Origin of the sequence: Actinoplanes sp. NPDC049118 (assembly GCF_040648555.1) — a bacterium.
In the GTDB taxonomy this organism is placed as follows: Bacteria; Actinomycetota; Actinomycetes; order Mycobacteriales; family Micromonosporaceae; genus Actinoplanes.
Window position 1 is genome coordinate 25,511 of sequence record NZ_JBEZDY010000030.1, and the last position, 22,193, is coordinate 47,703.

Here is a 22,193-nt window from a genome sequence, read left to right on the forward strand (position 1 = left end):
ACCACGGCAGGCAACCCGCCCCGGTCGGTCATCGGCCCTGGTCCCGCCATCCCGCCACCCAGGTCAGGCGACGTGGGCGCCGTAGCGTTCAAGGGTTTCGTCGAGGACCTCGCGGCCCGGGCGGGACCAGACGTCCTCGGCGAAGACCTCCACCTCGACCGGGCCCGTGTAGCCGGCCGCGTCCACCGCCTCGCGGAAGCGGCGCAGCTCGACACAGCCCGTGCCCGGCAGGCCGCGGCCCATCAGGACACCGGCCGGCAGCGGCGTCAGCCAGTCGGCGACCTGGAAGCAGGCGATCCGGTGCTCCCGCCCGGCCCGGGCGATCTGCTCCCACACCGCGTCGTCCCACCACAGGTGGTAGGTATCGATCACCACCCCGACCGCCTCGTGCGGGTACGGCGCCGCGAGGTCGAGGGCCTGCTTCAGGTTCGCCACGACGCAGCGGTCCGAGCTGAACATCGGGTGCAGCGCCTCGATCGCTAGGCACACCCCGGCGTCCAGCGCGTACGGCACGAGCCTGCCGATGGCGGCGCCCACGTGCGCGCGGGCCGCGTCGATGTCCCGGCTGCCCGGCGGCAGTCCGCCGGAGACCAGCACCAGGGTGGGCGCGCCGAGCGCCGCCGCCTCGTCGACGGCCCGCCGGTTCTCGTCCCACCACCGCGGCTCCTGGAAGAAGCCGCCGCGGCAGAGCGACGTCACGGCCAGCCCGGCGTCGCGGACGAGCGCCGCCGAGCGCTCCACGCCGTAGCCGTGCACGTTCTCGCGCCACAGGCCCACGCCGGTGACGCCGGCCTGCACGCAGCCCGCCACCAGGTCGGGCATGGGCCAGTGCCGGGTCGTGGCCTGGTTGAGGGCGAAGCGCTTCACGGCTGTGCCACCCCCGCCGTGGTCAGCCAGGCCCGGGCCCGGTGCGCGGCGAGGTCGGCGTCCGGCAGCAGTCCCGCGGCGTCGGCCAGCCGGATCAGCTCGGCCAGGTGGGCCGGCGAGCGGCCGCTCTGCACCCCGCCGACCATCGTGAAGTGGTCCTGGTGGCCGGCCAGCCAGGACAGGAACACGATCCCCGTCTTGTAGTACCAGGTCGGCGCCGCGAACAGGTGCCGCGAGAGGGTCGCCGTCGGCGCGAGGATGCGGTCGTACCCGCCGAGGTCGCCCGCGTCCAGGGCCCGCAGCGCCGCGGCCGCCGCGGGCGCGATCGCGGCGAGGATGCCCAGCAGCGCCTCGGAGTGGCCCCGCTCGTCGCCGCGGATCAGGATCGGGTAGTTGAAGTCGTCGCCGGTGTAGAGGCGCACGCCCGCCGGGAGCCGGCGTCGCAGCGCCACCTCGAACTCCTCGTCCAGCAGGGACAGCTTGATCCCGTCGACCCGGCCGGGATGCGCGGCAACGAGCGCGGCCACCGTGTCCGCGGCCCGCCACCGCGAGCCGGAACCCCAGTATCCGGCGAGCCGCGGGTCGAAGGCCTGGCCCAGCCAGTGCAGCAGGACCGGCTGGTCGGAGTCGGCGATGAGCCGCCCGTAGACGTCGAGATAGTCCTGGGCGCTCTCGGCCGCGGCGGCCAGGTGCCGGCTGCACATCAGGACCGGGCGGGCGCCGGCCGCCTGCACGTCGGCCAGCTGCTCGCCGTACGCCTTGCGGATCTCGTCGAGGGTCGCGGGGCCGGGTGGGAGCTGGTCGGTGGCGACGCCGGCGACGACCGCGCCGCCCACCGCGGCGGCCTCGCGGGCCGAGCGGCGGATCAGCTCGCGGGCCGCCGGGTAGTCGAGGCCCATGCCGCGCTGCGCGGTGTCCATGGCCTCAGCGACGCCGAAGCCGTGCGACCACAGGTGGCGGCGGAAGGCGAGGGTGGCGTCCCAGTCCAGCACCGGTGGCGCGCCGGGGATGTTCTCGGCGGCGGGGTCGGCGACGACGTGTGCCGCGGCGTAGGCGATCCGGCCGGTGAACGGCTCACCCGGCGCCGCCCACTGCGAGCCCGCGCCGGACAGGGTCAGCGCGCCGCCGGGCAGCCGCACGGCCCGGCTCATGCCCTCGCTCCGGCTGATGATCCGCTCATCGCTCCAGCTCCGGCACCTCGACGCGGCGGCCCTCGCGGGCCGACCGCAGGCCCAGCTCGGCCAGCTGCACCCCGCGCGCGCCCGCCCACAGGTCCCAGGTGTACGGCGCGTCCTCGGCGACGTGGCGCAGGAACATCTCCCACTGCGCCTTGAAGCCGTTGTCGAACTCCTCGTTGTCCGGCACCTCCTGCCACTGGTCGCGGAAGCGCTCGGTGACCGGCAGGTCGGGATTCCAGACCGGCTTCGGGGTGGTGGCCCGGTGCTGGACGCGGCAGCCGCGCAGGCCGGCCACCGCGCTGCCCTGCACGCCGTCGACCTGGAACTCCACCAGTTCGTCGCGGTTGACCCGGACCGCCCACGAGGAGTTGATCTGAGCGACGACGCCGCCCTCGAGCTCGAAGATCCCGTACGCCGAGTCGTCGGCGGTGGCCTCGTACGGTTCGCCTTGCTCGTCCCAGCGCCGCGGCACGTGCGTGGCGATGTGCGCGGTGACCGCGCGGACCGGGGCGAACAGCTGCTCCAGCACGTAGTGCCAGTGCGGGAACATGTCGACGACGATGCCACCGCCGTCGGCCGCCCGGTAGTTCCAGCTGGGGCGCTGCGCGGCCTGCCAGTCGCCCTCGAAGACCCAGTAGCCGAACTCACCGCGTACCGACAGGATCCGGCCGAAGAAGCCGCCGTCGATCAGGCGTTGCAGCTTGCGCAGGCCCGGCAGGAAGAGCTTGTCCTGCACCACGCCGTGCCGCACGCCGGCGGCGTCGGCCGCGCGGGCCAGCTCGATCGCGCCGAGCAGCGTCGTGGCGAGGGGCTTCTCGGTGTAGATGTGCTTGCCCGCCGCGACGGCCAGGCCGATGGCCTTCTCCCGCTCGCTGGTCACCTGGGCGTCGAAGTAGATCCGCACGTCCGGCCGGGCCAGGGCGGCGCCGAGGTCCGTGGTGTAGTCGGTGAGGCCGTGGCGGGCCGCGACGTCGCGCAGCCGCGCCTCGCTGCGGCCGACCAGGACCGGCTCGGGCCAGAGCAGCGAGCCGTCGCGCAGGGGCAGGCCGCCGGCCTCGCGGATGGCGAGCAGCGAGCGGACCAGATGCTGGCGATAGCCCATCCTCCCGGTGACACCGTTCATGACGATCCCGATCGGGACGCGAGCGGACATGGGCCGACCCCCTCAGGTAAGCGCTTTCCTGGCAGGCTACCGGCGCGCGGACACCTCAGGCAAGCGCTTGCCCGTCGGCGTTCATGGGCTAGTCTTCAGCGGTGGCGACTCTCGCGGACGTCGCGCGGCGGGCGGGGGTCTCGACCGCGACCGTCTCCCGCATCATCAACAACAGCCCCAAGCCGGTGGCCGAGGCGCTCCGCGAGCGTGTCCTGGCGGCGGTCGCCGAGCTGCAGTTCGTGCCGAACGCCAACGCGCAGCAGCTCGCCCGGGCCGACCGCACCGCCGTCGGCGTGATCGTGCACGACGTCTCCGACCCGTACTTCGCCGAGATCACCCGGGGCCTGCAGCGGGTCGCGACCGACCACGGCCGGCTGGTCATCATCTGCAACAGCTACCGCGACCCCGAGCGCGAGCTGGCCTACGTCGATCTGCTGCACGCGCACCAGACCGCCGCGATAGTGCTGGCCGGCTCCGGCTACCACGACGCGCCGATCACCGCCCGGCTCGACGCCAAGCTGCGCATCTACGAGAGCACCGGCGGCCGGGTCGCGGTGATCGGCCGGCACGAGCACGCCGGCGACGCGGTCGTGCCGGAGAACGAGCCCGGCGGCTACCTCGCCGGCGACGCGCTCTACCGCCTCGGCCACACCGCCATCGGCGTGATCGCCGGGCCGCGGCACCTGACCACCACCACCGACCGACTGGCCGGGCTGCGGCGCGCCGCGAAGGAACACGGACACCGGCTCACCGCCCGCCAGGTGGCGTACGCGGACTTCGACCGCAACGGCGGCCGGGCCGCGGCGGCCACCCTGCTGGAGGCGAACCCGGGCCTGACCGCGCTGGCGGCGCTCAACGACTCGATGGCCGTCGGCGCGCTGGCCTGCCTGCGCGAGCGGGGCATCGACGTGCCGGGCCGGATGAGCCTGATCGGCTTCGATGACATGCCGATCTCCGTCGACGTGACGCCGCCGCTGAGCACGGTCCGGCTGCCGCTCGAGGAGATCGGCGTACGGGCGATGTCGCTGGCGCTGCGGGAGGGCGAGCGCGGCGCCCCGCTGGTGGAGCACGCGGCCGCGCGGCTGGTGCTGCGGGGCAGCACCGCCGCGCCGCGCGGGACGCGGAGCCGGCCCTAGGGCCTACCCGCCCGGGCGGGATCGACCGGCGTGACGGAGAATCGGCGACCATGAGCAATCAAGTCTCCCCCCGGGTCCGCGATCTCGACATCGTCGTCTACGGCGCCACCGGCTTCGTCGGCGTGCTGACGGCCGGACATCTGGCCGCGCACGCGCCCGCCGGCACCCGGATCGCCCTGGCCGGCCGCTCGGCCGCCCGACTCGAGGCGGTGCGTACGAAGCTCGGGGTGGACTGGCCGGTGCTGGTCGCGGACGCCGCCGACGCCTCGGCGGTGGAGAAGCTGGCCGCCGCGGCGCACGTCGTCATCACGACCGTCGGGCCGTACGCGAAGTACGGGCGCGCCCTCGCGCACGCCTGCGCGGCCGCCGGGACCGACTACGTCGACCTGACCGGCGAGGTGCTCTTCGCCCGGGACAGCATCGACGAGAACCACGAGCTGGCCCGCTCGACCGGCGCCCGGATCGTGCACTCGTGCGGCTTCGACTCCATCCCGTCCGACCTCGGGGTGCACGTCCTGCACGCCCGGATCGAGGCCGACGGGGCGGGCGCGCTCACCGACACCACACTCGTGGTCACCAGCTTCCGCGGCGGGGCCAGCGGCGGCACCATCGACTCGCTGCGGCACCAGCTGGACGTCGTCAAGAACGACCGGGGCCTGCGCCGGCTCGCCGCGAACCCGTACGCGCTGAGCCCGGCGCCGGACGAGGAGCCGGACTTCGGCCCGCAGAGCGACATGGAGACGCCGCGGGCCGCGGAGGTCGACCCGTCGCTGCGCGGCAGCCTCGCCCCGTTCGTGATGGCGCCCTACAACACCCGGGTCGTGCGGCGCAGCAACGCGTTGCGCGGATTCGCGTACGGCCGCCGCTTCCGCTACCGCGAGGCGATGAGCACGGGCAGGTCGCCGCTGTCGCCGGTGCTCGCCATCGCGACGAAGGTGGGCCTCGGCGCGCTGGTCCTGGGCCTGTCGCTGCCGCCGACCCGGTTCGTGCTGGACCGGATCCTGCCCAAGCCGGGCGAGGGTCCGGACGAGCGCGCCCGCCGCGAGGGTCACTTCACCGTGGACCTGTTCACCAGGACCACCACCGGCGCCCGGTACAAGGCCCGGGTCCGGGCCAAGGGCGACCCCGGGTACGCCGCGACCGCGGTCATGCTCGGCGAGTCGGCGCTGGCCCTCGCCCTCGACCGCTCGGCGCTGCCGGCCTCGCCGGGCGGGGTGCTCACCCCGGCCACCGGCATCGGCGACGCCCTGGTCGCGCGGCTGCGCGCGGCGGGGCTGGAGATCACCGCCGGAGCCATCGACGGCTGACGCTGGCCTCGGCGTGCGCGGGCGCGGTAGCGTGCCGGTACTGCACCGCCCGCGTGGAGGCCCGGATGATGCGCAGAGCCGCTCTTGTCTTCGCCGTCGCGGTCACCCTCGTCCTGACGGCGATCGCCCCGGCCGGTGCGTACCCCACCCTGTTCCGTCCCGGCGCGCCGGGCATCGGTGACCCGTACTTCCCGCTCGCCGGCAACGGCGGCTACGACGTGCGGCACTACGGGCTCGACATCACCTACGCGCCGGCCACGGACGCCCTGGCCGGCAACGCGACGATCAGCGCCCTGGCCACGCAGGACCTGTCCTCGTTCAACCTGGACTTCGACGGGCTGAACCTGCGGTCGCTGACCGTCGACGGACTGCCGGCGGCCTGGAGCCGGGCCGGCGGCGAGCTGACCGTGACCCCGCGCCGCGGCCTGCGCCGGGGCCAGGCGTTCACCGTGGTGGCCGGCTACGACGGCGTGCCGCAGGTCATCCAGGACCCGAACCTGGTCGCCTCCGGGGTCTTCGCCACCGACGACGGCATGGTCATCATCGGGGCGCCGAAGGTGGCCTCGACCTGGTTCCCGGTAAACGACCATCCGCTGGACAAGGCGGCCTACACGATCAGGATCACCGCGCCCCAGGGCCTCGAATCGGTCTCCAACGGCGTGCTACTGAGCCGCACCACCCGGCGGGGCTGGACCACCACGACCTGGGACGTCAAGGAGCCGATGGCCTCCTACCTGGCCACCGCCACCGTCGGCGAATACCGGGTCAAGGCGCACAGGGCGGGCGGGATCAGGTACTGGGACGCGCTCGACCCGAAGCTGTTCGCGCCGCCCGCCGCGCCGCGCACCGGCAGCCGGATGGCGCTGACCCAGGACGGCGAGCCGTCGTACAAGCGGCTGACCCGGACCATCGCCGTGCCCGCCGGCGGCGCGAACCTGAGCTTCGCGGTCACCCGCGACACCGAGGAGGGCTGGGACTTCTTCTTCGTCGAGGCCCGCACCGCCGGCGCGGAGGACTGGACCACCCTGCCCGACGCCAACGGGCACAGCACGGCGGACACCGGCGCCGTCTGTCTCTACGCCCCGGACCTGCACCCGTTCCTGCTGCATTACCTGACGCCCGGCGCCGACGCCTGCGCGGCCGCCGGCAGCACCGGCCGGTGGTCGGCGGCGAGCGGCGGCAGCGAGGGCTACGAGCCATGGTCGATCGACCTCTCCGGCTACGCGGGCCGCACCGTCGAGGTCTCGCTCAGCTCGGTCAACGATCAGTCGATCACGTTCGCGGGCGCCTTCGTCGACGACGTGGTGGTCTCGACGGGCGAGGGCAGCACGTCCTTCGAGGACGACGGCAGCACCCTGGACGGCTGGGCGCCCGGCGGTCCGCCGGCCGGCAGCCCGGCCAACCCGAGCAACTGGATCTCGGGTACGGCCGCGGACGCGCCGCCGACGCCGGGCGAGCGGGCCGAGAGCTCACTGGCCCGGGGACCGGAGATCACCGGATTCCTCGCCGACACCTTCGGGCAGTACCCCTTCTCTGCCTCCGGTGGCATCGTGGACAGCACGGACGCGTTCGGCTACGCGCTGGAGAACCAGACCCGCCCGGTGTACGCGCAGGCCTTCTTCGGCACCCAGGAGGGCGGTGACGGCGTGGTGGTGCACGAACTGGCCCACCAGTGGTTCGGCGACAGCCTGGCGCTCGCCCGCTGGCAGGACATCTGGCTCAACGAGGGCTTCGCGACCTACGCGGTGTGGCTGTGGAGCGAGCGCGAGGGGCTCGGCACGGCCCAGCAGAACTTCGACTTCCTCTACGGCACCTTCGCCGACGACCCCACGTTCTGGGCGCTGCCGGTCGGCGACCCCGGACCGCAGCACCTGTTCGACGCGCCGGTCTACGTGCGCGGCGCCATGACGCTGCACATGCTGCGCCTCGCGGTCGGCGACGCGGCCTTCTTCCGGATCCTGCGGACGTGGGCCTCGGTCAACCGCGGCGGCAACGTCACCACCGGGGAGTTCGTCGACCTGGCCGAGCGGATCTCCGGCAAGTCGCTGGACAAGCTCTTCCAGACCTGGCTGTTCAGCCCGGTCCGCCCGGAGGTGGCGATGTCGCCGGTGACCGCCGCGAAGGTCGCCGGGCCCACCCCGGTCGTCAAGCGCTGGCTGCGGCGCTGAGCGGGTGTCCAGTCCGGTCCTCGACGTCGTCATCGCGGTCGTCCTCACCCTCGGCCTCACCGCACTGGTGGCCTCGGCCATCGTCGAATGGGTCGGCAACCTGACCCGCAAGCGCGCCAAGTACCTGCTGCGCGGCCTGCGCAACATGCTCGACGCGAAGGGCGACGGTGCCGGGAAGCCCGGCCCGCTCGCCGGCGCCGAGGCCGAGAAGGTGCTCTACGACAAGGCGCTGACCCGCACGGACGGCACGGTCGGCGACGCCGGGCTGACCGCGCTCGTCTTCGACCACCCGATGCTGCGCGCGATGATGCAGCCCCGGCCGTCCGTGGCGGGCGAGCGGACCCGGGTGCCGCCGTACGTGCCGGCCGAGATGTTCTCCCGGGCGCTGCTCGACACCCTGGTGCCGGGCGACGGCGGCCCGCTGACGCTCGACCGGGTGCGCGCGGCCGTCGCCGGGCTGGACCCCTCGATGCCGGCCCGGCAGGCGCTGCTCGGGCTCGCGGACCAGAGCGCGGCGAGCCTCGACGACTTCCGCGCCGGCGTCGAGCACTGGTACGACGCCCAGATGGACCGGGTGTCCGGCTGGTACAAGCGCTGGGCGAAGCGCTGGCTGCTGGTCGTCGCCGCCGGGCTGTGCCTGGCCGCCAACATCGACGCGTACGCGATCGCGGGCACCCTCTACCGCGATCCGGCGGTGCGGGCGGCGGTGGTGGGCCAGGTACAGCAGGGCTCGGTCTGCGCCGGCACCCCGGCCGGTGACCGGGCCTCCTGCGTACGGGAGCTGGTCGGCGCCGTCGAGGGCACCGGACGCGTCCTGTGGTGACCGGAGGGCTGCCCGGGCACCCCGTCGGCGTGCGTGGCGCAGCCGGGTCAGGAGCCCGCCGCCGGCGACTGGCTGCTCAAGCTGCTCGGCCTCGCGCTCACCGCCGCCGCGGCCGCGATCGGTGCGCCGTTCTGGTTCGACCTGCTCAACCGGCTGGTCAACCTGCGCAGCACCGGCCGGCGCCCGGGGCCGAAGCCCTGAGGCGGCCGGGGCGCGCTCAGGTGCGGAACGGCCCCTGCACGCAGTAGGTGATCCCGTCGGTGATCAGGCCGGAGCCGCCGCGCTGCGACGAGAAGTAGAACCGGTCGCCCTTCGGGTTGAACGCGACCCCGGTCAGCTCGGACCGGTCGTGGCCGTTGACCCGCAGGAACCGCGACACCCGGGCCGCCGGGGTGATCATGCAGATCTCCATGTTGCCGTTGTCCTCGGCCACGTACAGGTCGCCGTAGCTCGAGCCGGTCAGGTTGTCGACGCCGGTCAGCGGCGCCGGGCCCGGCTTGATCAGGTTGTCGTCGTAGGCGAGCCGGTACCGGCCGGCCTTGAGGTCGACCTCCCAGATGCGGTTGTCGCCCTTGGTGGTGAACCACACCGTGTCGTCGGCGTAGTAGCAGCCCTCGCCGCCGTTGAAGCGCTTCGCCGCCGGAACCTGGTGCCGGGTGCGTACCGGCAGGCCGTCGGGGTCGGGCACCCTCGCCCAGGTGAAGGCGCCCGAGGTCCCGGTGCCCCCGCAGAGGACCTGCAGGGTCCCGGCGGACAGGTTCGGCCAGCGCGCCGGCACGAAGCGGTAGAACCGCCCGTCGGGCTCGTCCTCGGTGAGGTAGACGACCCGCCGGGCCGGGTCGGCGGCGGCGGCCTCGTGCTTGAACCGGCCCATCGCCGGGCGGGCGACGGCGGCCCGTCCGCCGCGCGGATACGTCTCGAAGACCCGTCCGCGGTCGATCTCCTCGCAGGAAAGCCAGGTGTTCCAGGGCGTGCCGCCGCCGGCGCAGTTGCTGGTGGTGCCGGAGAGGATGCGCCTCGCACCGACCACCCGGCCGGCCGCGTCGAACGTGAGCATCGAGGCGCCGCCCCGCCCGGCCGGCAGCGGCACCTCCGAGTTGGACACGTAGATCCATCCGTCGCCGTCGGGAAAGGTCGCGCCGCCGTCCGGCGCGTCGTGCCACCGGTAGCCGGTGTTCGCGACGGTGCGGCCGGAGCGGGCCACCACGCTGCTGGTGAAGCCCGCGGGCAGCGAGATCCCGTTCGCGTCGGCGGCGCCGAGCGGCCCATACGGCCCGGTGTCCTCCCGCGCCGCGGCATACGCCGCGGACCAGCCGGTGAACGGCAGCGCCACGGCGCCGGCGCCCAGCACGGTGGCGCGCAGCAGTGTCCGACGGTCCATCGTCATCCCCCGGGCTCGATGATACGGATGAAAAGCATCATAGTTCTCTTATTATATTGAAATGGGTACACCCTAGGCTTGGCGACCGTGGATGATCTCGCTCTTGCCCATCGACTCATCGCCGAACTCGATGAGACGTTCTGCCTGACCTTCGTCAAGGGCGCCGACGCCGCCGCGGCGCTGCTGCGGATGGGCGGCTGCCCGGACACCCTCCGCGAGCGCGAACCCGGCGAGCCGTGCGGCCCGGCGAACGCCGCCGCGCTGACGCTCGGCGCCTGGTCCGTGGTGATCGAGCCCGGCGGCGCGCTCGGCGCCGACCACGCGCTGCTGGAGGCGGCCTCGCGCGGCACCGCCGCGGTCTCGGTGTTCCGCGGCGGGAAGTCCGCAGCGCACTTCGGCTACGCGGTCGACGGGGCGACGATCGCCGGGTTCGACCCCGGATATCCGACCGAGGAGACCACCTTCGGCGCCGACCCGGGCATGCTGCGCCACCTGATGGACGCGCTGGGCCTGCGCCCGCCGTCCGACGAGTCCGACACGGCCTGGCGGGAGGCGGACGCCCGGGCGATCGTGCTCGCGCAGCGGATCACCGGCGTCCGGATGCCGGAGGAGCCGCTGCGCGCCGCCCGGCTCTCGGCGCGGCTCGAACCCTGGTTCGTCACCCCCGCCCGCCCCGGCGAGCTGCTGCGCGCCGGCCGGCGCACGCCGCACGCCGCCGACCTGGTCGCCGCCGCGGAGGCGGCCGCACCCGCCCTGCAGCGGGCGGTTGCGGTGGCGGAGGTACGCCGCCAGGCGGCCTCGCTGGGCGTCGCGGACACACCCGGGCTGGACGAGGCGCTCGACGCCGGCGGCCCGGTCGCCGCAGACTCGCCCCTCGGCCGGCGGGTCCGCGAATGGCTGGCAACCCCCGGCCCCGACGGACTCGACTGGTTCGCCGCGAGCCTGCGGGGTGTGCTGGATCCCGACCCCCGGGTGGCCGTGCTCGCCGCCCTGCGGCCGCTCGCCGCCGGTCCCGCCGCCCTGGCCGACGACGCGGCCCGGGCGGCGGCCCTCGACGCCCTACGCGGTCAGGATTGACCTCGCGCCGAAGTGCCCCGCGATCCGGCTCAGGGCCGCGATGGTCTCGCGGTCGCGCTGCTCGTCGTCCTCGGTCGGCCAGGCGCTGGTCTTGACGACCACGACGTCGGCCACCGGGTCGACGAAGAGGTACTGGCCGTGCACCCCGAGGCCGGTGAAGGCGCGGTGGTCGCCGGCGAGGGTCCACCACTGGCTGGCGTAGCCGTAGTGGTCGTAGCCGCTGGGGCCGAGCGCGCCGACGGCGAGGTGCGGGACGTTGCGGACGGCGCTGCGGCGCACCCAGGACTGCGGCACGATCTGCTCGCCGGCGATCCGGCCGTCGTGCGACATGAGCAGCCCGAGCCGGGCCACGTCGCGGGCGGTCGCGTTGAACGAGCCGCCACCGACCGCCGTCCGCGGACGGGACCGGGTGAGCCAGTAGTACGCGTCGCGGTCCGCGCCGATGCGGCTCCACAGCCGCTCGGCGGCGTACCGGGCCAGGGTGCGGCCGGTGGCCGCCTCGAGCACCCAGCCGATGAGCTGCGAGTCGAGGGTCGAGTAGTTGAAGCGCGCGCCGGGCACGCCGGTGCGGCGGGCTGAGCGCAGCACGTCGAGGACGGTGCCGCGGCCCAGGCAGGCCTCCTCGAAGCGCTTGATGTCCGTGCCGGGCACGTCCCACCGCTCGAGGTCGCCGACGCCGCTGCTCATGTCGAGCAGGTCGCCGAGGGTCGTGCCGTCGTAGGCCGTGCCGGCGAAGTCGGGCCGGTACGCCGTGACCGGATCGTTCAGGCCGCCGATGGCACCCTCGGCCAGGGCGATGCCGACCAGCATCGAGGTGACCGACTTCGACAGCGAGAAGAGCTGGAACCGGGCGCGCGGCCCGGCGAAGGTTCCCGGGTAGGTCTCGTGCACGAGCTCGCCGCGGTGCAGCACGACGAACGCCGTGGTGAACGTCCGGCGGTGCAGATCGGACAGGCTGTACTCGCGGCCGTCGAACCGGTAGGTCAGCTCGAGGGGACGCGACCGGCCCGCGAGCGGAAACCGGAAATCGCCCCGCGACACCCGCTCGGTCGGCAGCAGCCGGTTCATGTGCGTGAAGGTCCACTCGTTGAACGGGCGGCGCATGATCAAGTCGCCTTGGCGCTCCCACCAGGACTTACCCGCGGTCCGGGCGTCCCGGTAGAGCTCCTGGTCCATTGCGTTGGTCATGACTGTGCCTCCCTTGTCATGCCCTCGTGGCCCTCGCTGCGCTCGGTGCGCTCGGTCATGACAGTCCCCGCCGTCCTCGTCGATCCGGTGCACTTCGTGTGCGTGGTGCGAGACGTCTCGGAAGTGTTCACGCAGCGGGGGCCCGGACGGTTCGACGGCGGCGCGAAAAGATCGACCCGGATCGTTGCGACGCCCGGGACGGGGCGTCGCGACGATCCGGGTCGCGGGCTCAGTCCGCCAGCGGAAGGACCACCCGGGAGACGCCCGGCCGCACGCCGACCTCAGTGCCGGCCGGGTACCTCAGGGTGTGGTCGCGGTCGGTGGCGATGAGCACCAGGCCGATCCGGTGACCCGCCGGGAACACGTGGTCCTCGGTCTGCAGGTCCCAGGTGAAGGTGTACGCCTTCCCGGCCCGCACGGGCGTGCTGTGCGAGGCGGAGAGCCGGTTGCGCACGTCGAGCCAGCCGCGGGTGACGATCTCGGAGGGCGTCCGCGTGGTCACGTACTCCCGGCGGTTGAAGCATCCCGGGTCGCCGGGAATGCCGGGGCCGACGCAGTCCTGCACCGTGAGCGACCGCAGCGCGGCGTAGCGGTCCGCGACGCCGTAGTCGACAAGCAGCGCGGTGAGGTACGGCGACCTGCCGTCCAGGTCGGCCCGGACGGTCACCCTCGGCGTGCCGGACAGCCGGGTCTCGCGGGTCAGCGGCTCGGAGAGGTACGCCAGCCGGTTCGGATCGGCGCTCGCCTCGTCGTCGGCGAGCTCCGCGGCGGTCTGCGCCGGGTCATCCACGAAGGACTGCCGATCCGCGTGCGGCGACGGCCGCGTCGCCAGGCCGGACTCCCCCAGGAACATCGCGGTCGGCCGGGCGCCCGGCACCGGCCAGGTGCGGGAGGTGCGCCACACGTTCGGCGCGACCTCGACGTCCGCCATCGGCTCGCGCATGATGCCGGTGTCGATCTTGTAGAGCCACTTGTCGAACCAGCGGTGCAGCGTGCTCAGCCACTCGGCGCGGCGTACGTTGAACGGGTCGGTGTGCCCGGCCTGGTGCAGCCAGATCTTGCGGGGCACGTGGCGGGCGGCCAGCGCGTCCCACCACTGTCCGGCCTGCAGGGTCCGGACGTTGTCGTCGTGCAGGCCGTGCACCAGCAGCACGCTGGCGCGGACCTTGTCCACGTCGCGCACGTAGTCGCGCTCGGCCCAGAAGCGGCTGTAGTCGCCGGTGACCCGGTCCTGGTCGCGCTCGATCGCCGCCATCACGCCGGCGCAGACCTCCGGATTCGCGCGGGTCAGCACCGCCTTGGCGAGCACGTCGGTGTCCTCGCCCTGGAAGCCGCCGGGCGCCACGACCCCGCCGTTCGCCCTGTAGTAGTCGTACCAGCTCGAGATCGCGGCGATCGGCACGATCGTCTCCAGCCCGGGCACGCCCGTCGCGGCGACCGCGTTCGGCAGGGTGCCGTTGTAGGAGACGCCGATCATGCCGGTGCGCCCGGTCGACCAGTCGGCCCGCACCGGTGCGCCCGCGGCGTCGAAGCCCGGCGCGCGGCCGTTGAACCAGTCGACGACCGCCTTCATGCCGAGGGTCTCGTTGCGCCCGCCCGAGGTGGGGCAGCCGTCCGAGCCGCCGCTGCCGAGGCTGTCGGCGAAGACCACCGCGTAGCCGCGCGGCACGAAGTAGTTGTCGAGGTAGCCGGCGAAGACGATGGACTCGGCCGCGCGGTCGGCGCCGGGCGCCACGCCGCGCCGGGCGGCGGCCCCGTCGCGGTCGATGTCGTCGTGATTCGGTACGTCGTTGAGACCGGCGTAGTAGGGGCTGGCCTGGAAGATCACCGGAACCTTGGCGTCGGTGCGGGGCCGGATGACGCGGACGGCCACCCGGTCGGGCCTGCCGTCGGCGTCGCTGTCGACCTGGGTCTGCACCCAGACCTGCTCGCGGATGGCCTGACCGTAGTCGTGTACCGGTTCGGTGCCGCCGGCGACCGGGGCGGCCTGTGCCACCGCGGCAGTCGCCAGGACCGTGAGGACGGCGGTGGTGATGGCGGCGAGGGTGTGCGCCACACTTCGGACGGATCGCATCGGCCGACCATATCGCCTGCGATCGATACCCGGGGGCCCGGTGGCCGCCGCGCGGCCGATCGCGGGACCGCGACCGGGGCGATCCGGGCGGGCTACGCGACCTTGGCCGTGGGCGCGACGCCCAGGACGACGGGCGGCCTGCGGACCGCGTAGGACCCGGATCCGGAACGGCGGGACCCGAGCGACGGTGTGGGCCGGCGTCTCGGATAGTTGGCGGCGACCACGCTCCGGGCCCACCGCATGCGGTGCGCGGCGGCCTCGGGGTTGTCGCCGTAGCCGTACGCCATCTGTGCGGCGCAGCCGCGGATCCCGCCGTAGGTGTGTACGGCGTCCCGGATCGCGCGCTCGGTGTCCGCCGGGTCCGGCCGGGAGCCGGTGGGCAGATCGCTGGTGAACAGGGCCTCCGCGCGGGCGGCCATGATGATGTCGACACTTCGCATCGCGCAACTCCTCGGGACGGTTCTATCTCGAGGATGAGGCCGCCGCGCAAGGGCGTCCTGGTGTTTCCGCCCTGAATCGTCCCCCGGTCGTGTGCCCGGCGTCTCGGGGTAACGGCCCCTACGTGGACTGACGTGCCGATCAGTCGTCGCAGGCGATGCCGTTGCCGTCGCTGTCGAGTTTCTGACGGTCCACGCCGGCGACACGGAGTTCCTTGAAGCCGTGCGCGGCGAGCCACGCGCACCTGTCCGCCGTGCCGGGCGGGAACCTCCACGGCACGCACTGGGTGATCGTGCCGTAGTTGTGGTCGCAGCCGTCGACGTTGGGCCGCACGTGGTGGGTGACCGTCGGCGACGGCAGCGGGCGCTGCGGGCGTACCCCGGGCTGTCCGGCGAAGCTCTGCACGAACGGCTCGGCGGCGGCGCCGGGTGCCGGGGCGGGCGGCGCCGGCGCCGGCGGCGACGACGGAACGGCGGTGGCGGCCGACGTCGCCGGCGCCGCCGCCGGGGTGCCGGACAACGGCCAGGTGCTGTCGGTCGGCCGGGGCGCCGCCGCGCCCGCCGGGGCGGCGTCGTCCCCGCCCGGCGCCGCCAGGAGCCAGACCCCGGCCGCCAGGACCCCGGCCGCGCCCAGTATCGACCAGGCGCGGCGCTTCGGCGTCACTTGACCTGGACCCATTGCGCGACCGACGGTACGCCGTTGGTGCCGACCACGTAGAGCATGTACCAGCCGGGCGGGGCCAGGTTGGGGTTGCTCGTCAGGTTCAGCCCGATCGTGTTGCCGTTGACCGTCATCGGCAGGTCGACGTAGCGCTGGTTCGGATCGCTGGAGTGGGTGACGGCCTCCGGGCGGATCAGCGAGGCCTTGAGGATCGGGCCGTCCACGGTGATCTGCTTGCTGGTGCCGTACGCCCACTGGTCGCCGGCCACGCTCAGGATCTGCGGCCGGCCGCCCTTGAACAGGTACGGCGGCGAGTAGACCGAGATCCGCATGTCGAACGAGCCGTTGCCGGGGTTGTCTCCGACGGACATCACCCGCCCGTCCGGCAGCAGGAACGCCGACGAGTGGTAGGTGCGCGGCACCGGGTCGGTCGCCATGCCCGGGATGAACGTGTCGGTGGCCGGGTCGAACATCGACGCCTCGTACACCGGGTCGGCCCGGTTGTGCAGGCCGCCGCCGGTCTCGAAGACCTTGCCGTCGGGCAGCAGGACCGCGGAGACGTACATCTTGCCCTGCGCGGCCGTCTGCGGAACGCCGCCGGTCAGCGTGCCGGTCGGCAGCGGTGGGCCGGGCCGGTATACCGGGTCGGCCTGCTTGAGGTCGATCAGGTCGGTGAGCCGGTTGGCGTCCGGGTTGCTGTCGATGTTGCCGCCGCCGACGGTCAGCACCCGCTGGTCCTGTGCCGGCGGCAGCAGCACGCTCATCGACTGGTCGCGCTCGTCCTTGTTGCGCAGACCGGAAACGGGGGTGATGGTGTTGGCGCCGTAGTCGTAGATGGACGCGCCCGTGCCGGGCAGGCCGTTGCCGAAGACGTGGCTGCCGGAGTAGAAGAGCCGGCCGTCCTGCATGAGGATCATCGACGGGTACAGGCCCCAGAAGCTCCAGCTCTGGTTGGCCTCGTTGAGCGACAGCCAGCGCTGCTCGCTGCTGTCGAAGTACTGCGTCGCGACCGTACCGGAGGAGTCCTCCCCCAGGCCGCCGAGCGAGATGACGTCGCCGTTGCCCATGACCGTCGCCGAGGGATACCAGGATCCGCCGGACATGTCGTTGACCCTCGTGTACGCCATCGTGTCCGGGTCGAAGACGAACGAGTCCTTCAGGCCCTTGTAGCCGTGGCTGCCGTCGGCCGCCGGATAGTCCTTGTTGCCGCCCATGATGAGCACCCGCCCGTCGGCGAGCTGGACGTGCCCGGCGCAGAACAGGTCGGCCGGGGTCGGCACGTCGGCGAACGTCCCGGTTCGCGGTGAGTAGACCGCGGTCTTGAACGTGCCGGCGGTGAACGCCGCCGGGTCGTTGCCGGAGCCGGCGACGAGCAGCACGTTGCCGTTCTTGAGCACGACGGCGTGGATGCCGCGGACCGGCGAGTCGAACGGCATGACCTGCCAGGCGCCGGCGGTGCACGCGGGGCCGGCGCTGCACGACGTGCCGGGCGCGGCCTGCGTCGCGTCGACCATCGAGTAGTCGTCGGTCTGCAGCGTGCCGGCGCCGTAGATGGTGACGCCCCAGACGATCTGGTCGGTGTTCGCGGGCACCGGCGGCGTGCGTACCGTCTGCCGCTTCCACGCGGCCGAGGTGGTGAGCGTCGCGAGGTCGGTCCAGTAGACCCAGCCCTGCGCGACGTCGTGCCGGAACATCGTCATGACGGTGTTCGGGGTCGTGGTCTTGTACCAGACCGAGACGTCGTACTGGTGGCCCGGCGCCACGTTCGGCGCGCACGACGGGTTCTCCAGCATCAGCGCCTTGCGGTCGCCGCTGCTGATCGCGTCGACGGTGACCTTCATCGCGTTGGTGCCGCCGTGCGGCGCCGTGTGTGTCACCTCGAAGGTGTGCGTGCTGTCGCCCCAGCCGGACCGCTCCCAGCAGACCGGGAAGCCGTCGGCGGCGAGCACCTCGAGGCCGGGGTTGCTGAGCAGGTTGGCGCCCGCGAAGGAGCGGCCCGGCACGGCCAGCACGAGCAGCAGGGTCAGGATGACGACCTGGGCCACGCGGATCCGGTCGCGCCGGCTGAACAGCGGAAGGGTACGACGGTTCACGCGTTCTCCAAAGCGGCGGTCTTGGGCCTGGCCCGGTAGGTGACCCTGTCGAGGATGAGGAACCGCACGACGAAGGAGGCCAGGAGCGTGATCAGGTTGGCGGCCAGCACGCCGACGTGCGCGCCGCCGACCAGCAGGGCCAGCAGCGGGATCCGCAGCAGCAGATCCGCGTTGCCCATCACGAAGAAGTGGCCCATCCGGCCGCCCAGGCTGCGGTGCCGGCGGTTGCGGTAGAGCAGCGTGTCGGTCAGGGCGAAGTTCCACCCGACCGCGATCAGGTTCGCCACCACCGCGGCCGGCAGGTAGTGCACGCCGGCGACGTGCGCGAGGAACCACAGGGCGAGCTGGTTGGGCAGCAGGCCGGAGACGCCGATGAGGGCGAAGGCGAGCATCCGGGTGCGTTCCGCGCCGAAGCGCAGGATCGCGAGGTGCTTGAGGAACCGGACGCCCTCGGCCATCGTCGACTTGGACTCGCCGGCATGGCGCTGCTGGAACGTGTACGGCACCTCGACGATGCGGCCGGGCCGGTTGCGCACGACGAGCTCGAGCAGCACCTTGTAGCCCAGCGGGCGCAGCTCCTCGACCTCGAGCGAGCTGGCGCGTACCGCGAATAGCCCGCTCATCGGGTCGCTCACCTGCAACAGCGAGTTCCGGAAGATCATCTTGGTGGCGAGGGTCGAGCCACCGGAGACGATCCGGCGGTAGCCGCCGGTGAGCCCGTCGGTGCTGCCGCCGCCCGCGTACCGGGTGCCGACGACCAGGTCCGCGCCGTCGCGCATGCCGGCCGCGATCAGGTCCGGCACGATCTCCGGCGGATGCTGCAGATCGGCGTCCAGCACCACGATCCAGGCGCCCCGGGCCAGCCGCATGCCCTCGACCACCGCGCCGCCGAGCCCGCCGATGCCGCGCTCGCGGTGGTGCACGGTGATCGGGATCGGGCAGGTCCGCGCCGCGCGGCGGATCACGTCCGGGGTGTCGTCGGTGCTGTCGTCGACGAAGACGATCTCCGAGTCGCTCTCCGGCAGCGCCGACACCAGCCGCCGCAGCAGCGTCTCGATGTTCTCGCGCTCGTTGAAGGTCGGGATGACGATGGTCTGCCGCAGCGCCGTCGCCACCTGCAGCTCGCCGATCGCGCCGGTCAGGGTCGCCCGGAATCCGGTCTCCGGGCGGTCGTCGGCGGTGAGGGTCACGGCTTCTCCTTGTCGATTCGGCGGATCTCGATGCGGCCGTCCTGCGGGCCGAACGACGCGATCGCCGTGGAGTTCGTCAGCAGCTTGGTCACCATCGGCAGGGAGCCGGGATCCTGGCGCAGGGCCGGCGTGGAGACGATGTAGTCGACGTCGCGCCAGCCGGCCGGCAGCCGGGCGGAGACCGCCGTGTCGAGGTCCAGCTTGTAGAACCAGATGACGTTCTCCCGCCGGTAGCCGGCGTTGACGGCGTCGAGCCAGAGCACGTCGTCGAGGACGATCGTGGCCTCCGTGCGGTCCGGCACCCGCGTGCGCAGATAATCCGCCGCGGCCACGTACTGAGCGTTGTCGTTCGTGGTCAGCGCGCGGCGGTCGCCGACGTACCAGCGGGGCAGCACCAGGGTCAGCGCCGTCGCCGCGGCCACCGCGAGGATCGTCCAGCGCCACCAGGACCGCCCCGGCCGGAGCCGGATCGTGCCCTCCTCCACGACGCCCGCGATGAGGATGGCGAAGAACGGCAGGACCTGCACGACGTACATGGCGGGCAGGTAGCCGCCGGGCCGCAGCGCGACGAGCGCGAGGATCGTCGCGGCGATCGCCGGCGCGCGCAACCTGCGCACGGCCAGCGCCAGCACGGTGGCGGCCAGGCCCGCCGCCAGGATCACCGTGTCGTAGTAGAGCCACGCGGTGATCAGCGAGTGCGAGCCGGAGCCCTCGTCGAAGACGGTGCCCGAGCCGGAGCGCGACATGAGCTGGAACTGCCACGCCCCGATGAGCGACACGTGCCCGGGTCCGGGGAACAGCTCGCCGCGCAGCAGCGCGTAGAGCGGGTAGAAGACGCCGACCAGCACCATGCCGCTGACGTAGCCGCCGAACGCCCACGGCCGGGTGGATGTCCTCGCGGCGTTCTGCCACATCGCCACCAGTACGGCCGGAACGGTGATGAGCATCGTCTCCTTGGACAGCACCGAGACGGCGGTCGCGGCGCCGGCGGCGGCGTAGTGCCACAGATGCTTGCGCGGCGACAGCGCGAGCGCCAGGGCGCCGAGCATCCACGCCACCGCGAAGGTGTCCAGGTAGATCTGCCGGTTCATGGTGACCGCCAGCGGCGACAGGCCGAAGGTCAGCAGCGCCAGGGCCGCGGCCCAGCGGGAGAAGTTCAGCCGCCGGCCGATCAGGTAGACCAGCAGCAGGCTGACCGCCACGACCGGCAGCATCGCGAGGCGGCCGGCGGCGACCGCGAGCAGGTCCGGCGCGAGCGCGGCCGGTAGCCAGGCGAGGCCGGCGAGCTGGATCCAGGCGAGCGGCGGGTGGTCGTACCAGTAGGTGTAGTGGGCCAGGCCGTGACCGTGCCCGACCGCCCAGGCCTGCGCGAGGTAGGTGCCCTCGTCGTCCGTCGCGGTCGGGAAGCCGGTGATGTTCCAGGCCAGGACGAGCAGCACCACGGCGGTCAGGCCGCCGGCGAGGTACAGGTCCATCCGCGACCCGCGCCGGTGCGCCGGCTCGGGCCGCTCCTCGGGTACGGAGGGAAGGGTGATGACCTCGGTGGGCGCTTCAGCAATCAGGCTCATGCCGCGACTCCACTCTCGACCTTGACCGGGGCCTTGGCGGCGGGCGCCTGGTTCAGGTGCGCCCCGGTGTGTGCGGTCAGCTCCCAGTCGCGCCGGCCGGTGTACTCGCGCCAGACCGCGCGCAGCGCCGCCGCGGCCAGCACCAGCGCGTACGGGAAGGCGCCGATGATCAGGCGGGCGTAGTGGTGCCAGCGGATGCGCATGCCGTACTGCTTGCCGAAGTCGCGCAGGCCGACCGTCTGGAAGACCAGGTTGGCCGCCATCGGGATGACCGGCACGAAGGTGATCAGGGCGACGAAGACCGGAAGCTCGGCCCAGATCGCGATCGCGATGCCGACCGGGATCACGATGCCGGAGAAGGCCTGCAGGAACGGCTGGGTGAGGGTGTAGCGGGCGAGCATGCGCTGGCCGAAGCCCGGCAGCCGGCGCCATTCGCCCTTGCGGTAGACCTGCAGGAAGCCCTGGTTCCACCGGGTCCGCTGCTTGAGCAGCGACTTCAGCGTGCCGGGCGTCTCCTCCCGGGTGACGATCGCCGAGTCGTACGCGACGACCACCTTGGCACCCCGGCTGGACAACCGCACGCCCAGGTCGCAGTCCTCGGCGAGGCAGGTCCCGTCCCAGCCGTTCGCGGAGCGCAGCACGTCGGTGCGGACGAAGACGGTGTTGCCGCCGAGCGGGATGAACCCCTTGGCGGCGTGCAGGTGCAGCCGGCTGCGGAACCAGAAGAAGTACTCCAGGCAGTTGTGCAGGCTGTACCAGCTGGAGTGGAAGTTGATGAGCTGCACGCCGCCCTGCACCACGTCGGCGCCGGTGGACCGGAAGGCATGGTCCACATGCTCCAGCAACGACGGGTCCACCTGGTCCTCGGCGTCGAAGACCCCGACCACGTCGCCGCGGCAGTACGGCAGCGCGGCGTTGAGCGCGCGCGGCTTGTTCTTGTGCCGGCTGGTGTCGGTCACCACCAGGATCCGACCGGGCGCGGCGGCCGCCACCCGGTGCGCCACCTCGGCGGTCTCCGGGTCGTCGTGACCCACGATGATGATGATCTCGAAGCCCTCGTGCGACGACTCGAGCAGGCGCTCGACGGTGTGCTCCAGCACCGCCTGCTCGTGCCGGGCGGGCACGAGCAGCGAGAACGTCAGCCGGTGCGCCCCGTCCGGCGCCGCGAAGCGGGTCGACGCCAGCGTCTCCGGCGTGCGCCAGGCATGCATCGTCCACCACAGCGTGACCGCGGCGAATCCCGCGAGCACCAACGAAACCAGAATCATGACGGCGGCAGCCAAAGCCGTTTGCCTTTCCGAATGAGGTGGGCCCCACCCCCACCAGCGGGCAAACAATAGCCCGTAATACCCAGGCGATTTCAAGTCGGCCCGCGGATTTTTACATCGATCCGGGATCCGTTATCGAAAATCGCGGAGCCGGAAACACGAACTTAATTTATGGCCCGGCAATCGGACGATCACCGTACCAATGTCGAGGCCCATTCTGACATTGCGGGATTCGCTCGGTTATGGCCGGTTCAAGCCTTTGTCACAGCCTCGCCGGACGTCCGGTGATCTTCGCAGACCGAAGGTACTACACGTGTCGACCGAACGGGCGAGTGGGGAATGAGACGTCGGGCACACCCAGTGCGATACCACCGCGGCGGCCCGGCGTTCACATGAACGACCTCCGTGAACGACCCCGGGGACGCGACGCGATCATGCCATTACGGAATGTGTGAACGGCCCACACAAATGCCGCAGACCACGCGCCACGGATGCCTTTGCGTTTCAATTTCATGCTCCGGAGACACGCCATTTACAGAACCGCCGGGCCGGAGCCGAACTGCGCGTGCACGCCGCGCGGACGCAATCTGAACGAACGTTGAGCGATCGCCGCGCGACAAATGT

At 72.7% G+C, this 22,193-nt stretch carries 18 protein-coding genes; 6 read left to right on the forward strand and 12 right to left on the reverse strand.

Annotation, left to right across the window (positions count from 1 at the left end; genetic code table 11):
• Nucleotides 1–63: 63 nt before the first annotated feature.
• From AB0B58_RS34875 to AB0B58_RS34885, 3 genes are read right to left on the reverse strand one after another with little or no spacing between them, the layout of a single operon-like run.
• Entirely contained in the window at nt 64–867 is an 804-nt protein-coding gene (locus AB0B58_RS34875) for a sugar phosphate isomerase/epimerase (RefSeq protein ID WP_360232846.1), read from the reverse strand.
• Entirely contained in the window at nt 864–2,018 is a 1,155-nt protein-coding gene (locus AB0B58_RS34880) for a dihydrodipicolinate synthase family protein (protein WP_360232849.1), read from the reverse strand. The genes AB0B58_RS34875 and AB0B58_RS34880 overlap by 4 nt, the downstream gene beginning before the upstream one ends.
• A 25-nt stretch (nt 2,019–2,043) precedes the next feature.
• Nucleotides 2,044–3,198, reverse strand: a complete 1,155-nt coding sequence (locus AB0B58_RS34885; RefSeq protein WP_360232852.1) for a Gfo/Idh/MocA family oxidoreductase — start codon at nt 3,196–3,198, stop codon at nt 2,044–2,046.
• Nucleotides 3,199–3,299: 101 nt separating this feature from the next.
• On the opposite strand from AB0B58_RS34885, the gene AB0B58_RS34890 reads away from it, so the two are divergent.
• From AB0B58_RS34890 to AB0B58_RS34910, 5 genes are all read left to right on the forward strand, one after another.
• Entirely contained in the window at nt 3,300–4,334 is a 1,035-nt protein-coding gene (locus tag AB0B58_RS34890; protein ID WP_360232855.1) for a LacI family DNA-binding transcriptional regulator, read from the forward strand.
• A gap of 50 nt (nt 4,335–4,384) precedes the next feature.
• Nucleotides 4,385–5,641 carry a saccharopine dehydrogenase NADP-binding domain-containing protein gene (locus AB0B58_RS34895; protein ID WP_360232858.1) on the forward strand — a complete coding sequence of 419 codons (1,257 nt, stop codon included), beginning with the start codon at nt 4,385–4,387 and terminating at the stop codon, nt 5,639–5,641.
• A 65-nt stretch (nt 5,642–5,706) separates the two neighbouring features.
• Entirely contained in the window at nt 5,707–7,809 is a 2,103-nt protein-coding gene (locus AB0B58_RS34900) for a M1 family aminopeptidase (protein WP_360232861.1), read from the forward strand.
• Nucleotides 7,810–7,813: 4 nt separating this feature from the next.
• Nucleotides 7,814–8,632 (forward strand): hypothetical protein, encoded by an 819-nt coding sequence (locus tag AB0B58_RS34905; RefSeq protein ID WP_360232864.1) that lies wholly within the window; start codon nt 7,814–7,816, stop codon nt 8,630–8,632.
• Nucleotides 8,633–8,665: 33 nt separating this feature from the next.
• The gene (locus AB0B58_RS34910; protein WP_360232867.1) at nt 8,666–8,833 is read left to right on the forward strand and encodes a hypothetical protein; all 168 of its coding nucleotides are present in this window, start codon (nt 8,666–8,668) and stop codon (nt 8,831–8,833) included.
• 16 nt (nt 8,834–8,849) lie between these two features.
• Here AB0B58_RS34910 and AB0B58_RS34915 read toward each other — a convergent pair whose 3' ends face one another.
• On the reverse strand, nt 8,850–10,013 hold the full coding sequence (locus AB0B58_RS34915) for an alkaline phosphatase PhoX (RefSeq protein ID WP_360233050.1): 1,164 nt from the start codon (nt 10,011–10,013) through the stop codon (nt 8,850–8,852).
• Between the two features lie 87 nt (nt 10,014–10,100).
• Here AB0B58_RS34915 and AB0B58_RS34920 point away from each other — a divergent pair, with 87 nt between their 5' ends.
• Nucleotides 10,101–11,090 (forward strand): DUF6461 domain-containing protein, encoded by a 990-nt coding sequence (locus AB0B58_RS34920; protein ID WP_360232870.1) that lies wholly within the window; start codon nt 10,101–10,103, stop codon nt 11,088–11,090.
• Here AB0B58_RS34920 and AB0B58_RS34925 read toward each other — a convergent pair.
• The 8 genes from AB0B58_RS34925 to AB0B58_RS34960 all read right to left on the reverse strand — a co-directional run bounded on the left by AB0B58_RS34925 (nt 11,073) and on the right by AB0B58_RS34960 (nt 21,551).
• Nucleotides 11,073–12,278: a serine hydrolase gene (locus AB0B58_RS34925; RefSeq protein ID WP_360232873.1), complete on the reverse strand. Its 1,206-nt coding sequence runs from the start codon at nt 12,276–12,278 to the stop codon at nt 11,073–11,075. The two genes, AB0B58_RS34920 and AB0B58_RS34925, sit on opposite strands and share 18 nt — an antisense overlap.
• A gap of 229 nt (nt 12,279–12,507) precedes the next feature.
• The gene (locus tag AB0B58_RS34930; RefSeq protein WP_360232876.1) at nt 12,508–14,352 is read right to left on the reverse strand and encodes a Xaa-Pro dipeptidyl-peptidase; all 1,845 of its coding nucleotides are present in this window, start codon (nt 14,350–14,352) and stop codon (nt 12,508–12,510) included.
• A 92-nt stretch (nt 14,353–14,444) separates the two neighbouring features.
• Nucleotides 14,445–14,792 carry a hypothetical protein gene (locus AB0B58_RS34935; protein WP_360232879.1) on the reverse strand — a complete coding sequence of 116 codons (348 nt, stop codon included), beginning with the start codon at nt 14,790–14,792 and terminating at the stop codon, nt 14,445–14,447.
• A gap of 139 nt (nt 14,793–14,931) precedes the next feature.
• A complete protein-coding gene (locus AB0B58_RS34940) occupies nt 14,932–15,468 on the reverse strand; it encodes a hypothetical protein (RefSeq protein ID WP_360232882.1) in 537 nt (178 codons plus the stop codon).
• Nucleotides 15,450–17,543 (reverse strand): galactose oxidase early set domain-containing protein, encoded by a 2,094-nt coding sequence (locus AB0B58_RS34945; protein ID WP_360232885.1) that lies wholly within the window; start codon nt 17,541–17,543, stop codon nt 15,450–15,452. Before AB0B58_RS34945 ends, AB0B58_RS34940 begins: the two co-directional genes overlap by 19 nt.
• Nucleotides 17,540–18,733: a glycosyltransferase family 2 protein gene (locus tag AB0B58_RS34950; protein ID WP_360232888.1), complete on the reverse strand. Its 1,194-nt coding sequence runs from the start codon at nt 18,731–18,733 to the stop codon at nt 17,540–17,542. Before AB0B58_RS34950 ends, AB0B58_RS34945 begins: the two co-directional genes overlap by 4 nt.
• Entirely contained in the window at nt 18,730–20,301 is a 1,572-nt protein-coding gene (locus AB0B58_RS34955; RefSeq protein ID WP_360232891.1) for a phospholipid carrier-dependent glycosyltransferase, read from the reverse strand. Before AB0B58_RS34955 ends, AB0B58_RS34950 begins: the two co-directional genes overlap by 4 nt.
• Nucleotides 20,298–21,551, reverse strand: coding sequence for a glycosyltransferase (locus tag AB0B58_RS34960; protein WP_360232894.1), 1,254 nt, complete (start codon nt 21,549–21,551; stop codon nt 20,298–20,300). Before AB0B58_RS34960 ends, AB0B58_RS34955 begins: the two co-directional genes overlap by 4 nt.
• Nucleotides 21,552–22,193: the final 642 nt, after the last annotated feature.